Raw genomic sequence first — 14,882 nt, forward strand, 5'->3', positions numbered from 1 at the left:
ACGGCGACTCTTGTTCAAACGGCTCAGCGACCGGAACGGATACCGGTCACCGAACCAGCCTGGCCAGCGGCCCGGCCTGCGACCGGCTGCCGAACCCGCTTGCCCCAGCGACCAGCTGATCAGCGAGCCACCGGTCACCGGCCGATTAGCGAACCCGCGTCACCCCCTCGGGGCCTACGGAGCCCGGCCGCGGGCCAACGGGCACCGGCCTTCGGTCGCGGGCCAACGGACGCGCCATCTGGACGGCTGACGAACCCGCTTGCCCTCCGGCCCGCGGCCTGGGGCCGCGGGCCGGTCAGCCGACCGTGACGGTTATGGAACCGCGGTGGTCAGCGGACCGTGGTGGTCACTGCTGATCCGGGGGCGGTGCCGGCTGCATTGACGGCCTGGACGGTGGCCCGGTACCGGGTGTTCGCCGGAACCCCGGTGGGTGCGGTGAAGCTCGCGGCCTTCGCACCGGCGGGGACGGTGGTCACGACGGCGGTGCCGCGGGCGGTGCCCTTGGCGTTCAGGCGCTGCCAGGTGATCCGGTAGCCGGTGATCTTCGAGCCGCCGGTGCCGGCGGGGGCGGTCCAGCGGACGGTCGTGGTGAGCTTGCCGCCCCTGCTGCCGGGCTTGGCGGTCAGGGAACGGACCTTTCCGGGTACGGTCCGCGGTGTCACCACCGTGCTGGAAGTGGACCAGGCGCCAGCACCCAGCGCGTTGACCGCGCGGACCCGGAACCGGTAGGCAGTGCCGTTGGCCAGGCCGTTCACCGTCTGCACGCCGGCCGCGGCCGGAGCGGTCCGCAGTGCGCCGGACTGGCGGCCGGCACCGTTGAGTACCTGGATCTCGTAGCGCTGGACCGGGCTGCCCCCGTTGTCGACCGGGGCCGTCCACCGCACCACCGCGGCGGCGGCTGCCGGGTCGGGCTTCCCGATGCGGGCGGCGCCGGGCACGGTCCGCGTGTCCGGAGTGGAGCCGGGGCCGCCGGGGGTCGGCGTGGTGCTGCCGGTCGGGCTGGGCGTCGCGGTCCGGGTCGGCGAAACCGTCGGACCAGGCCCTCCGGGGCGGGTCGGCGACACGGTGGGAACCGGAGTCGCCGTCCAGGTCGGCGTGGCGGAGGGCGCCGGAGTGACAGGCCCGGTACCGGGGCCACCGGTTCCAGGATTGCCGGCGCCGGGGCCGCTTCCGGGGATACCGGTTCCGGGGCCCGTGCCAGGACCGGTTCCGGGGTTGCCGGTGCCAGGCTCCGTTCCGGGGTTGCCGGTACCGGGGCCAGCGCCAGGGCCGGTTCCGGGGCCCGTTCCGGGGTTGCCGGTACCGGGGTCGGTCGTGCCCGGGTCAGTGGTGCCGGGGTCGGTGGTACCAGGGCCGGCCAAGGCGGTCGGCGTGATCGTGTTGGAGATGCCGGAGAAGGCGCTGGCGCCGGCCGCGTTCACCGCACGCACCCAGAAGGCGTAGGGAACGCCGCTGGTCAGCCCGGTCATGGTCATCTCGTTGATTCCGGCGTCGGCCACGTCGACACCGACGACGATGCCGGTCTCCGCGTCGAGGACCTGGATCTCGTAGCCGTAGATCGGGGTTCCGCCGTCGTGGAGGGGCGTGGTCCAGCGGACCACGGCACTCTCCTCCCCGGCAGTGGCGGCGCCGATGCCGGGAGCATCCGGCGCGACGGGCGTCGCCGGCCGCGGCGGCGCCACCGTGGTCGGGGCGGTGGTGGGTGTGCCCGGAGCGGTCGTCGGCGGCGTGACGACGGGAACGGTAGTCGTCGGCGTGACCACGGGAACGGTGGTCGGCGGCGTGACCACGGGAACGGTCGTCGTCGGCGCCGCGGTCGGCTCGGTGGGAGCGGTGGTGGTCGGCGTGACGCTGGTGGGTCCCGGCTGCGGGGCCGGCTCCTGCCCGCTACCGCCCGCGCCGGGCCCGTTCGCCCCGGGCCCGTTCACCCCAGGCTCGTTGTCGCCGAGATCGTTGTCGTCCGGCTCGGTCTCGCCGGGCTCGGCCGGGCCGTCGTCGCCGGGGACGGCCGCCACCGGGGTGACCGGGCCGAACGGTGCGGTGAAGACGCCCGGGCCGGCCGCGGTGTCGGTGCGGATCCGGAACGTGTAGCCGGTGCCGTTGGTCAGGCCGGTGACGACCAGGCTGCGGGTCTCGGCGTCGAGGCCGGTCAGGATGGTCTCGCCGGCGCCGGTGCGCTCCAGGGTGAGGCCGGTGACCGGCTCGCCGCCGGTGGCGTCGGGAACGGTGATCAGGACGGTGGCCCGGCCGTCGCCGGGGAAGGCGCTGACTCCGAGGAAGGCCGACATGGCGCTGATGTCCACGGTCTGGTCGTCGAAGTGCAGCAGTTCGACGTTGCGGACGATGTCGCTGCCGTCGGGGCCGGAGACGAGGACGCCGCCGGAGATCGGGGTGACCGCGTACTCGGCGCGGGCTCCGGCGTAGACGGCCGTGTCCCTGCCGGGCGTGGGTGAGGTGGCGATCTCCCGTACCGTGATGACGTCGTCGGGGTTGATCCTGCCTGCGAAGACGTCGGCCCGGAGTGCGGCGAGCGACGACGCGGTGATCGAGGTGCCCCGGACCGCGAGCCGGACCGTCAGGTGGCGGTCGCCGTCGATGATGTCGTTGCCGAGACGGCCTTCGATGAGGTCGTCGCCGGCGCCGCCGAGCAGGATGTTGCCCTCGCCCCAGACGTCGCCGGTGAGGTCGCAGGCGCGGCCGGTCCGGTTGGCGACGCCGCTCACGGGCATCGGCAGTTCGGTGACCACCTGGTCGAGGCCGTGGATGCGGGCGATGCCGGCGGCGTCGAGAGCGTCGCAGCCGATCGCGCCGTCGACCGCGGGCACCGTGTCGTCGCCACGCAGGATGTCGTCGCCGTTGCCGCCGGAGAGCGATTCGACCTCGTCGTAGCGGTCGCGGACGCCGGTGTCGAGGCCGTCGAGACCGAGCAGCGGCAGGTCGAGGTCAGCGTCGACGGCCGCCGAACCGGCAAGAGAACCGGCGAGAGAACCGTCGAGAGAGCCGGTGGGAGAGCCGGTGAGAGAACCGGCGAGGGAGCCGGCGAGAGGGCCGGCGATGGACCAGTCCCAGCCGGAGCCGCCGGCGTTCTTCTCGATGCCGGGGCCCTGGACCCCGATGTCGTCGCCGCCCTCCATGTCGTAGTCGTCGTCGCCGCCCTCGCCGATCAGCACGTCGTGGCCGGGCCTGTTGGCGTCGTCGCGGAAGAACAGGTTGCCGCTGTCGCCCTGGAGCAGGTCGGGTGAGTCGCCGCCCTCGATCCAGTCGTCGCCGGAGTCGCCGAGCGCGCTGTCCTCGCCGTCCCCGGCGATGATCATGTCGTCGCCCTCGCCGCCGAAGGTCTCGTTGGCGTTGGCGCCGCCGTTGGTGAAGTCGCGGCCGTCGCCGCCGAGGACGATGTCGAGGCCGGGTCCGGCGTCGATGGCGTCGTTGCCGGGGCCGCCCATCGAGAAGTCGGCGCCGCCGGAGTCGGTGAGCAGGTCGTCGCCCTCGCCGCCGACGGTGACGTCGTCGCCGGCACCGCCGTCGAGCACGTCGTCGCCTTCGGCGCCCCAGATGGTGTCGTTGTCGTTGCCCGCCCGGATCCGGTCCCGGTTCTCGGTTCCGCTGTAGACGGACTGGGCGTTCATGCCGGCCTTGTCGACGCTGTTGCGGGCCCGGTACGCGATGGTGCCGTCGGGCAGGCGCATCAGCATGGCCCGCTCGTCGCACTCGCTGGCGGGGTCGTCGTCGACCAGGTTGCCCTGCCGGGCGTACCCCTGTCCGGTCCCGTCGAGGGTGTGGAGGTCGAATTTGCAGTCGGCGGTGGCGAAGACGTCGGCGCGCAGGCCGGTGGCCGTGGTGTTGCGGCTGATCAGCTCGGCGAACGTGTTTCCCTCGAGCTGGCCGCGCAGGTTCATGCCGGGGGTACGGGCCAGGTAGTACAGCCGGTCCCCGTTCTGCAACGCGGTCAGCTGTGCCTCGAAGACGTAGTCGAAGGTGCTGCCGAGCAGCCCGCCGAACGGTTCGGTGGTCTCGGCGAGACCACCGATCCACAGGTCGATGTCGTCGAGGCCGGAGCCGGCCGCGGTCCACGTGCCGGTGGCGTTGAGGAAGTCGGCGCCGGCCGGGGTCTCGAGCAGGGTACGCGCGGCGGCCCGCCGGCCGTCCACCGTGGTCGCGCCGACCACCGACGGGTGCCTGCCGTACGCGGCCACGAAGTTGACGAGCGACTCCGGGTGTTTGAGGTGCTCGCCGAAGTCGACCCAGCTGGCGTACGGCCGCAGCCGCCCGTCGTTGGTGCGGCCGTGCAGCACCCGGCGCAGGTTGTTGAGCGTCGGGATGCCCTCGGAGCGCCCCCGGGCGATGTTGATCGCGCCCAGGTCCATCGGCAGGCCGAGCAGGTTGTTGCGCAGCGTGTCGGTCATGAACTCGTCGAGGTCGTTGCCGACCTGCTCGGTCATGCCCATGACGATCTCGCCGGCCGCGGCCTCCGGTGACAGGGTGCCGCCGTTGGTGAACGCGGGCGGGTTGAGGAAGCCGTCGAGCAGGGAGAGGTCTCCGGCGGTGGGCCGGTGGATGCTCTCGTTCAGCATCGAGTGGCCGAACCGGTAGACGGCGTGCGCGAATTCGGCGTAGACGGCCGGGTCGAGTTCGGTCTGGGTGAACGCGGCCGGCTGGAAGGGGTTGATCGCCGGCTGGATCTTGCGGGCGAACTCCTCGAAGACGAGGTGCTGGTACTCCATCTCGTTGATGAACCGGGCGGCCTGGAAGATCCGCTCACCGGTCCACTCCGGGTTGCCGTCGATGATCCGCGCGATGTCGCTGACCAGGCGGTTGTGCTCGGAGTGGAAGATCTGGTGCACGGCGGTGAGACCGATGTTCTCGTTGGCCCGGCCGTCACCGGCGAGGTAGTGGGCGGCCAGCATCTCGTCGTCGTAGGTGCCGGCCGGCTGGGCCGCGAAGTCGGCGGAGGCGACGGTGTCGGTGTCCGGGACGAGGGGCCTGCCGCTGGACGACGAGACGGGCGTCGCGTGGTGTGCGATGTCGGTGAGGAACGGGGTGTCGAAGTGCACCACGTTCGCGGGCACCGCCACCGGGTTCGCGAGGTCGCCCTCGACCAGGCCGGTCGCCGTGACGTACTGCGGGAGGCCGCGGGCCGGGCCGGGGACGAAGGCGCCGTACGCGTCGGCGAGCACCATCGGCACGTTGAGCGCGTCCCGGTCGCTCAGCGACAGTCCGAGCACCTCCCGCGCCTGCCGCCTGACGTCGGCCCAGGTCGGCAGGCCGCCCGCGGCACCGGTGAGCAGGTTGCCGGTGGTCTTCCCGGCAGCGGTGTACTCCCGCAGGAACACCTGGTGGGCGGCGTGCGACGTGTAGGTCTGCGAGTTGTCGACGTACGGGGTGTCGGTGTTCTTCGACGGGTTCTTCGCCCGGGTCAGCATCATGAACCGCATGGCCGGCGGCACGTACTTCGCGTCGCCCGGCTTCGGGTCGTCGGCGGTGCCGGTGAGCCGGTCGGGTCCGGCGATCAGCGGGTCGTCGGCGCGCAGCGGCACCATGACGATGTCGTCGCCCTTGACGGTCTGGTCGATGCCGTGGTCGAAGAACTGCCCGAACAGCGTGAACCACGAGTTGTACGGCGCGGACAGCCCGAAGTCGGTGGTGACGTTCGGGATGAACAGCGTGACGCCGTCGGTGTTGCCGCCGGAGACCGCGACCGCGGCGGGATTGGCCGCGGTCTGGTCGGCGATGATGTTGCTGATCTGCCGCGGTGCCGCGTCGACCGGGCGGGGGCCCCGGTAGGCGCCGGTGTGCTGGGCCGGGGCGAGGCGCGGGAACTCCTGGTCGGCCGCGCCGTAGTTCTCCTGACCGGGCGTGAGGTGGTTGCAGGTTCCGTCGACCGTGCGCAGGCCCATCGAGAGCAGTGGGCTTCCGAGCTGGTCCAGCAGGGCTCCGCACGGACCGGTCTCGCTGGTGGTGGCGGCGACGTGTGCCTCGGCGATCCTGATCTGCTGGAGGATGTACGACAGATCGGCCTCGGTGATCGTGAACCCCTGACCGATCGGGGCGGCCTGCGCGGGAACGGCCAGGACAGTGGTGGCGAGCAGCGCACCGAGCGCCGCGGCGGACCAGACTCTACGCAAGGTGGGACCTCATCCGGGGAGCGAGAATGCCCGTTTGGAAGGGCTATTTCGGCATATGTTCTGGCAGCGGGCAGTGGTCCACCTGTGGGGATCCTGAAAGCAGAAACGGCCCCCCTCCGCAGAGGGGGGCCGTGGCCGGGACTCAGTGTCCGTGTGGTGCGTCCGATAGATCAGGCACGCCGTGCGACAGGTCCACACCCGGACCGGACAGGGTCGCCGTCACGAGGACCCGGTCGGCCGGCACCCCGGCGGTCCGCCCCATCGAGTCCCGCACCGCGGCGATCTGCGCGTCGGAGAGGACCGCCCCGAAGTAGCGGACCGTCACCCCGTCCGGCTGCACGTCGGTGACGTACCGGTGGAGCGAGTCGCCGAGCACACCCTCGGCGTCCTGCCGCTCCGACACCCGCGCCGGGCTCACCCCGGCGGCCGGGACCACGCAGAACGTCAGGTCGTGCACGAGAACCGCCTGGACCAGGTAGAACGCGACACTGGCCGGCTGGTGGTCACGCATGAACGCCTCGGCGTCGTAGACCCGCGCCCCCTCGTCGAGGACGAAGGTCATCTCCGGTACCAGGTACGCCAGCATCTCCTCGGAGAAGACCGCGAAGGTGGCGTCGGTCAGCGAGCCGATCTTCGCCTCGGTGGCCAGCGCCCGCAGTTCCCGGGCGATCGCGGCCCGGTCGGCGCCGGGTGCCGGGTGGATCGCGATGGCGGCCCGCCGGCGGACCATCGGGCCGTCGAACGACGTGCCGGCCAGTCCGTCGCCCTTGTCACCGGCGACGACGTGGGCGACCGGGGTGGGCGGCTCCGCGGCGGGATACGCGTACCAGGCGACACCCGCGGCGGCCACCAGCAGTCCGGCGAGAAGCCGCTTCATCAGCTGCCCAGCGGGTAGCTCGGCGCGTACGTCACCGGCAGCTCGGCCGAGGCGTCGGGGTAGGCCGGATCCGCGTGGATCGGGTCGTTGTTCGCCATGTCGCCGACCGCGAACTGGATCATCATGTCGCTGTCCTCGTGCACCAGGTTGTGGCAGTGCAGCATGTACCGGCCGCCGTCGTTGCCGTCGCCGGTGGTGAACTGCATGAGCACCGACGCGGTCTCGTTCTCACCCAGGTAGAAGACGTCCTTCGGACCGTTCTCCCAGGCGTACGGCTTCCGGCCGGCGGTGTTGTTGCGGGAGAGCAACCGGCCGTCGACCAGGTGGACGTGCACCGGGTGGAACCAGCCGCCCGACTCGTTCACCAGGTCCCAGATCTCGATGTCGTAGGGCTTCGGGTTGCCCAGCACCCGTGTGAAGTCGCTCTTCTCGACGTCGTCCCAGGTCTCGCCGTTGACGGTCCAGAGGCCGTGCTTGCGCTCCACCCGGACGGTCCGGCGGGCCGTGGCCATCTCCGGCTTCAGCTTCATCACGTCGAGGGCGCCCCGGTTCGCCCACGGCACCGGGCCGGTGTCCAGGGTGGACGGGATGACGTACGTGTCCGGCGTCCCCGAGTCGGCGACCACCTCGAACTGCATCACCTTGTCGGTGTTCCGGAAGTCCTCGTTGTTCTTGTTGCTGAGGTTCCGCAGCTCGATCTTCTGACCGGCCCGGTACTTCCGGAAGTCGATGAGCACCTCGTAGCGCTCGGCGGGGGCCTGCCGGAACGACTCCACCGCGGCGACCTTCGGCACCATCCCACCGTCGGTGGCGACCACGTGGAACGGGTCGCCGGTGCTGAGCTTGAACCGGTACGAACGGGAGATCGACGACACCAGGAAACGGAACCGGTAGACGCGGGGCCGGACCCGCATCTTGGGCCACGGCACCCCGTTCACCAGGATCACGTCACCCATGAAGCCGGCGTGGTCCTCGTCGTCGAAGGCCACCGAGCCGTCCGCCTTGAACGCGATGTCGCTGACCACGATCGGCACGTCGTACTGGCCCTGCGGCAGCTGCGCGGCCTCGTACCCGTCGGTCAGGTGGTACTGCCCGGCCAGGCCGGCGTAGGCGTTCGCCGCCGTGGTCCGGTGGTTGTGGTCGTGGTACCAGAGGGTCCGGGCCGGCTGCCAGTTCGGGTATCGGTACGTCTTGCACTCGCCGGGGTGGGTGTGGTCGTTGGCGTACCCGTCGTACTGCGGCAGCGACGCCGACCCGTGCAGGTGGGTGACCGTGCTGAACGGCTGCCCGTTGATCCGGTTGAGGGTCAGCGAGTTCTTGATCCGCACCTCGGAGCGGGTGCCCCGGGGAACCCGGATGGTCGGGCCGGGAAAGATCCCGTTGTAGCCGGCGATCGTCGTCGTCAGGCCGGGCACGATGCTGGCCTGCCCGGCCTTCTGGGTCAGCCGGTACCTCTGGAACGGCCCCTGGTCGTCGACGCCCTCCTCGTACGGCATCAGCACCGGCGGGCGCCGGAACATGCTCGTGTACGGCGCCGGCGTGTTCTTCGAGGCCAGCCTGCTCGACTGGGCCACCACCGCTCCGCCGCCGGCCGCGATGACCAGGCCGCCGCCACCGAGGGCGATCGCTCCCTTGAGCACGTCACGCCGACTCAGACTTCCCCGTGTCATCGAACTCCCTCACACTTCCGTCCGTCAGTCGGCAGCGAAGCTATGAGCAGGGCCTTTGGTAATCCTGTGGAAAGCCTCAACCCGGTGCCGCCGAGCGCCGAAACGTCCTCGGACGAACCCACGAGGAGGCCACATGCGCGTCAGCGTGCTCGGGCAGCTGACCGTCACCGGCGAGCACGGCGAGCCACTGCCCGCCGGTGAACTGCCCCGCCGTGCCCGTCAGGTGCTCGCGGTCCTGGCCGCACGGCACGACCGGATCCAGTCGAAGGACGCGCTCGCCGACTCGGTGTGGGGCGACGACCTGCCCGGCAACCACGTGGCCGCGCTGGAGCACTACGTGTCGGTGATCCGGCGGCGGCTCCAGCCGGACGGCTCCTCGGCGAACTGGTTCATCGTCACCCGTAGCGGCGGATATCTGTTCGACACCAGCCGGGCGGGGCTCGACCTGGCCGACCTGCGCACGCTGATCCGGCGGCTGGACGCGCCCACCCCGGGCTCGCCCGAGCGCCTGGCCGTGCACGCCGACATCCTGACCCTGGCCCGGCAGCTGCCGTTCCCGGAGGACCCGTACGCGGAATGGGCCGAACCGGTCCGCACCGAGGTGCAGGTCGCAGCCGTGAACGCACTGCTGCAGCACGCCGGGTCGACGCTGTGCGACGATCCGGCCCGTTCGCTGCGGCTGGCCCAGGAGGCGATCGAACTCAACCCGTTCCTGGAGTCGGGGTACCGGGCGGCGATGACCGCCGCGATCGCCATGGACCGGCAGGACGATGCGCTGCGGATCTTCGAGCGCTGCCGGCAGCTGCTCGACGAGGAACTCGGCGTGACGCCGTCGGCCGACCTCGTCCACCTGCAACAACAGATAGTCACCACCCGTACCGCCCCGATCTGCCCGCCGCCGCCCGCAGCACGGCCGGTGCCGGCGCCCGAGCCGGTGGTGCGGGAGCGTTTCCTGGGCCGTGTCACCGAGCTGCGGCTGCTGCTGGAGCCGGACCCGCCGCCGGTCGTGCACATCGTGGGCCCGTCCGGGTCCGGCAAGTCGGCGTTCCTGGCCGAGCTGGAACGGCACGCGCCCGGCCGGGTCGGCATCGGGCACGGCGCGTCCTCGGTCGGGGTGCTCCGGCACGCCTGGCTGCGCGCCGTCCTCACCGACCTGGGTGCGCCCGCCGAGGTGCTCGCGGTCGTCGACGCGGCCGGGCCGGAACGGCCGCTGCTGCGGCCCGACCTGGAGGTGATCGGCACCGCGCTGGACGGCCCGGAGCTGATCTTCGTGGCCATCGACGACGCCGCCGACCTGGACGCCGCCAGCGTCGCCGAGCTGTCCTGGCTCGGCCGGCACTGCCCGGCGGTGCGGATCGTGCTCACCTACTGCTATCCGTCGGAGATCGCCGAACGCCCGCTGTCCGGGCTGGGCTCGCCGGTCGTGCTGCGCCTGGAACCGCTCACCGACGGGGACCTGACCGTCCTCGGCGACAAGGATCTCGCGGAACGCACCGGCGGGATCCCCGCGCTGGTCGGGGCCGCGGCGCGGCCCACCGAGGTGTCCTACGCCGTGGCCATGCAGATCGCCCGGCAGCGCACCCGCTGGATGCCGGACCCGTCCTGGGAGATCCTGCGGCTGTGCGCGGTCCTCGGCCCGCTCAGCGTCGGCGAGTTGTCCACGCTCACCGGATATCCGCTGCCGGAACTGCTGGCCTGCGTCGACCATCTGGTCCACGCGCACCTGCTCACCGAGGACGAGGACGGCCGGGTCCGGCACCGCAGCTCGCTGACCAGCGCCGCGGTCTCCGGCCAGGTCTCCGCGGCCTCGGCCCGCTACCTGCGCCGCCGCCTCGCGGCCGACAACTGACAGGACCCGGCGGCGGGCTCCACGCAGGAGGCCCGCCGCCGGGTCACTGATCTTCATGCGGTACGGGCCACGCGTTCCGTGGCCGCGCAAGAGGCGTTCAGTTGGTCACGGTCACCGGGAAACCGAGCACCTGGCCACCGGTCGAGCTGACGAAGCTGATCGTGCGGACCGTGCCCGGGTTCGGGCCGGTCACCCGGATGCTGAACGCGCCCGCCGCGTCGACCGTGACCGGAGTGCCGACGACCCGGCCGGCCGGCGTGCCGCCCAGAACCGCGGTGATCCGCTGCCCGGCGAGCAGGTTGCTGGTGCCGGAGATGCGCCACTCGTTGTTGCCGGTGCGGTACCGGACCGTCAGCCCGGTGAACGTCTCCGCCTGCGGCCGGACCGTCACCCGCGAGGTGCTCGTGCCCGAGGGGTTCCGGGCGGTCAGCTCCAGCACGACCGGGTCGTTGGTGTAGACGTAGGCCGGGTTCGGGCCGGGGGCGGCCGGCAACGTCAGCGACGGGTAGGTGAAGGTCGGCCTGGCACCGGTCGCGCCGGTCAGCGTCACGGCCGGGCCGGACACCTGTCGCCACTGGTAGGTCTCGGCACCGGTCGACGCGGAACCGTCTAGAGTGACCGTACGGCCACGGATCACGGTCTGGTCGGCGCCGGCGTTCGCCACCGCCGGAGCGGCGCCGGTGACCGTCACGGACACGCTGACCGGAGTGCCCGCGCCGCCCGGGCCGGACACGGCCAGCCGGAACGTGTAGGTGCCCGCCTGGGTGGCGACGAACGAGGCGGCCGGGGTCGCCGCACCGGTCACGATGACCGCGGGCCCGGACGTCTGGGTCCAGGAGTACGTGTCGATCGCGCCGGTCGAGCCGGTGCCGTCGAGGGTGACCTTCTGGCCGGCCACGGCGGCGGCCGGTGCGACCGCGTTGGCCACCGGCAGATCCGGCACGAACGCCTGACCGGAACCGGTCAGCGGAACGGTCGTCGATCCGCCGCTCGACGAGGTGACGGTGACCGTCGCGGGCGGGGCGGTGACGCCGGTGAACGGGCCGGTGATCGGGCCGAATCCGGTGACCGACAGCTGCGGCGGGGTCGAGTCCGCGTCGCTGGAGGCGGCGGCGACGGTCAGGGTGCCGGCATCGGCGTCGTAGCGGGCGTCGGTGACCCGGACGACGTCGACCAGCTTGCGGGTCTTCCTGGCGACCGGGCGGTCCCCCGCGTTGACCACCTCGATGCTGGCGCCGCCGGCCGGCACCGAGCCGGTCACCGGGAACCGGCCGTAGTAGCGGCCCTTGTCGCCGCGCAGTCTGGTGGTCCGGAAACCGAGCTGGGAGTTCCCGGTCACCTCGATCGACTGGCCCGGCTCGCTGCTCGCGAAGACCTCGATGACGCCGGTGCCGTTCGCGCCGACCGTGTACGTGGCCTGGTCGATGTCGATACCCGAGTTGGCGGCGTACCGGCCCTGCACGCTGAACAGGTCGGTGGACCCGAGGTCGGCGATCACCGCGCCGCCGGCCGGGTCGACCTGCTCGACGCGGACGAAGTTCGTGCCGTACGGGCTGCCGACGACCCGGTGGTCCACACCCGGGTCACCGGTGTAACCCGCCGGTGCGGCCGGGGCGACCGCGGGGTCCCACTTCAGGAACGGGCCGACCCGGCTGGTGATCGCCTGCCCGAACGCACCCGGCGTGGTCCCGATGTCCTCGGTCATGTTGACGCCGCGGTCGTCGGCGGTCAGCTCGTCCACGCCGTACGGGTGGGTGATCCGGTAGCGGGTGCCCTCGACCGCGTCGAACCGGATCCGGATCCGGCCGAACACCATCTGGTCGCCGTCCCTCACCTCCTCGGCCGCCCAGGCGCCCTCCAGGTCCATGCCGATCCCGAAGTCCACCCCGTTGGCGAGGGTCATCTCGGCGCCGGCGAGCTGGTAGAAGAACTCGCCCGGGAAGTTGTCCGGGTACGAGACCGGTGCGTCCGGGTTCGGCACCTCGTCCGGCAGGGTCGAGCAGAGCGGGTCGTCCAGGGTCGTGCAGGCCTCCAGCCGCAGCCCGTTGCTGTCCCGGTACCAGGCCGGGAAGCCGTGCTCGGCGAGCGGACCGGCCTGGGTCAGGCTGCCCTGCCGGGTCGCGGTGGTGACCACGACCGCGGCCGCCGTGCCGGCGAGAGGCGCGATCACTGCCACGGTCACCCCCGCGGTGACCGCGAAACGACGCAGTTTCTTCTTCATTGAACTCCTCAGGTTCTCCGGGCGCCACCGGGGCGCTCGGAGGCGCACCCTGCCCGGGCGACCCTTGGTCCGCCTGAGTCCACCTGCGGAAATGCTTAGTCTTCGCTGAAAGAGTGGTGTGAGTCCGGCGCCGGTAGCCGCCGGAGGCGGGGAACGGGCGCATTGTTTCTGTGGACTGTGTGGCCGTACCGGATGCGAGGTCGGGAAAACGGTGAGGCCCGCCCACCGGAAGTGGTGGACGGGCCTCGCCGTGACGCCGGGGTTACTTGATCGCGCCCTCCATGATGCCGCGGACCAGCTGGCGACCGCCGAGGAGCAGCAGGATGACCAGGGGAACCGTGGCGACGAAGGCGCCGGCCAGCACGCGGCGGTAGACCACGTAGTTACCGCTGGCCAGGTCGGAGAGAGCGACCATCGAGGTGGGGAAGTCGGTGCCGTTCAGGGTGATCAGTGGCCACTGGAAGTCGTTCCAGGTGGCCACGAAGGTGAGCAGGCCCAGGACCGCGAGGGCGGGCCGGATCGCCGGGACGACGACCGTCCAGTAGATGCGCAGCGTGAGGGCGCCGTCGATGCGGGCCGCCTCGACCAGCTCGTCCGGGATGGCGTGCCCGATGAACTGGCGCATGTAGAAGACGCCGAAGGCGGTGACCAGGCCGGGGGCGATGACCGCGAGCAGGGTGCCGTTCCAGCCGAGCTCGTTCATCACGATGAAGAGCGCGACCACGCCGAGCTGGTTGGGCACCGTCAGGGTCAGGATGACGATGAACATCAGGACGTTGTTGCCCTTGAAGCGCAGCTTGGCGAAGGCGAAGCCGGCCAGCGAGCAGAAGAACAGCGTCGACGCGGTCACCGCGAGGGCCACGATCAGACTGTTGATCAGCGAGGCGGTGAAGAAGACGTCCTGCATGGTGAAGACCTCACGCAGGTTCACCATCAGCTGATCGCCGGGGATCAGCGCCGGCGGCGACGACATCACGGCCTCGTCGCTGCTGGTCGCGATGACGAACATCCAGTACACGGGGAAGGCCGAGATCAGCAGGATCGCGGCGAGCCCGACGTACGACTTCCAGGTGCCCGGGGTGTCCTGGGGCGCCCGGCTCAACAGGCGGCTGCTCACTTTCCGCCTCCCAGGCGCCGGGTGACCAGGGCGTTGATACCGGCCACCACCAGAATGATCAAGAACAGTGCCCAGCTCATCGCCGCGGCGTAGCCGAGGTTGAGGTCACTCCAGCCGACCCGGTAGATGAGCTGCGAGATGGTGCGCCACTGGTGGTCGTAACCACCGTTGGCCTGCGCCGGGTTCTCGTCGAAGAGCATCGGCTCGGTGAAGAGCTGGAGACCGCCGATGGTGGAGAGGACGACGGTGAACAGGACCACCGGCTGGATCATCGGCACGGTGATCTTCCACAGCTGGCGCCACGGGCCCGCGCCGTCGACCGCGGCGGCCTCGTAGACGTCCTTCGGGATCGCTTGCATCGCGGACAGGTAGAGCAGCGCGTTGTAGCCGATCCACTTCCAGTTGACCATGACGGCGATGGCGACCCAGCTGCTCCAGGTGCCCGCGCGCCAGTCGAGGGGCTGCTCCTGACCGAAGCCGACCAGCGACAGGAACCAGTTGGCCAGGCCGTTGTCGCGGCTGAAGAACACCGCGAAGACAAGCGACGACGCGGCGACCGGCGTGACGTACGGCAGCAGGATCCCGATCCGCCAGAAGGTCGCGCCACGCAGCTTGCGGTTCAGCAGGTTCGCGATCATCAGGGCGATCAGCAGCTGCGGAACGGTGGAGAGGATGAAGATGCCGAACGTGTTGACGAGGGCGTCCCAGAAGTCGGAGTCGCCCGCCAGCTTCGTGAAGTTGTCGAAGCCGACCCAGCCGTTCTTCTCCTTGTCGATGAGGTGCCAGTGCCGCAGCGACACCACCGCGTTGAAGATCAGCGGGAACAGCCCGAAGATCGCGAAGAGCACGAAGAACGGCGCGATCATCAGGTACGGGAAGGTCTTGGTGTCGAAACGGTGGAGCCAGAACTTCGGCCGCTTCGGCGGCGCGTGCTTCGGCTCCTCGGTGTGCGCGACGCGCACGTCGGTGAGGGCCACGGGTAACTCCTAGGGGCCGGACGGCGGGGCGGCCGTGGCCGCCCCGCCG

At 71.2% G+C, this 14,882-nt stretch carries 7 protein-coding genes; 1 reads left to right on the forward strand and 6 read right to left on the reverse strand.

All coding sequences use genetic code 11. From position 1 onward, the window contains the following. Positions 1-329 precede the first annotated feature (329 nt). The 3 genes from BC793_RS08425 to BC793_RS08435 all read right to left on the reverse strand — a co-directional run bounded on the left by BC793_RS08425 (position 330) and on the right by BC793_RS08435 (position 8,669). On the reverse strand, positions 330-6,122 hold the full coding sequence (locus BC793_RS08425; RefSeq protein WP_109590967.1) for a peroxidase family protein: 5,793 nt from the start codon (positions 6,120-6,122) through the stop codon (positions 330-332). Positions 6,123-6,264: 142 nt separating this feature from the next. Then, on the reverse strand, positions 6,265-6,999 hold the full coding sequence (locus BC793_RS08430) for a hypothetical protein (protein WP_109590969.1): 735 nt from the start codon (positions 6,997-6,999) through the stop codon (positions 6,265-6,267). After that, positions 6,999-8,669, reverse strand: coding sequence for a multicopper oxidase family protein (locus tag BC793_RS08435; protein WP_109590971.1), 1,671 nt, complete (start codon positions 8,667-8,669; stop codon positions 6,999-7,001). The genes BC793_RS08430 and BC793_RS08435 overlap by 1 nt, the downstream gene beginning before the upstream one ends. A 133-nt stretch (positions 8,670-8,802) precedes the next feature. On the opposite strand from BC793_RS08435, the gene BC793_RS08440 reads away from it, so the two are divergent. Beyond that, the gene (locus tag BC793_RS08440) at positions 8,803-10,518 is read left to right on the forward strand and encodes an AfsR/SARP family transcriptional regulator (RefSeq protein WP_109590973.1); all 1,716 of its coding nucleotides are present in this window, start codon (positions 8,803-8,805) and stop codon (positions 10,516-10,518) included. 97 nt (positions 10,519-10,615) lie between these two features. Here BC793_RS08440 and BC793_RS08445 read toward each other — a convergent pair whose 3' ends face one another. The 3 genes from BC793_RS08445 to BC793_RS08455 form a co-directional block, all read right to left on the reverse strand. Beyond that, a complete protein-coding gene (locus tag BC793_RS08445) occupies positions 10,616-12,739 on the reverse strand; it encodes a PKD domain-containing protein (protein WP_109590975.1) in 2,124 nt (707 codons plus the stop codon). A gap of 262 nt (positions 12,740-13,001) precedes the next feature. Beyond that, the gene (locus BC793_RS08450; protein ID WP_373871188.1) at positions 13,002-13,841 is read right to left on the reverse strand and encodes a carbohydrate ABC transporter permease; all 840 of its coding nucleotides are present in this window, start codon (positions 13,839-13,841) and stop codon (positions 13,002-13,004) included. Between the two features lie 11 nt (positions 13,842-13,852). After that, positions 13,853-14,833, reverse strand: a complete 981-nt coding sequence (locus BC793_RS08455; protein ID WP_239169710.1) for a carbohydrate ABC transporter permease — start codon at positions 14,831-14,833, stop codon at positions 13,853-13,855. Between the last annotated feature and the right edge of the window lie 49 nt (positions 14,834-14,882).

Origin of the sequence: Actinoplanes xinjiangensis (assembly GCF_003148685.1) — a bacterium.
Taxonomy (GTDB): Bacteria; Actinomycetota; Actinomycetes; order Mycobacteriales; family Micromonosporaceae; genus Actinoplanes; species Actinoplanes xinjiangensis.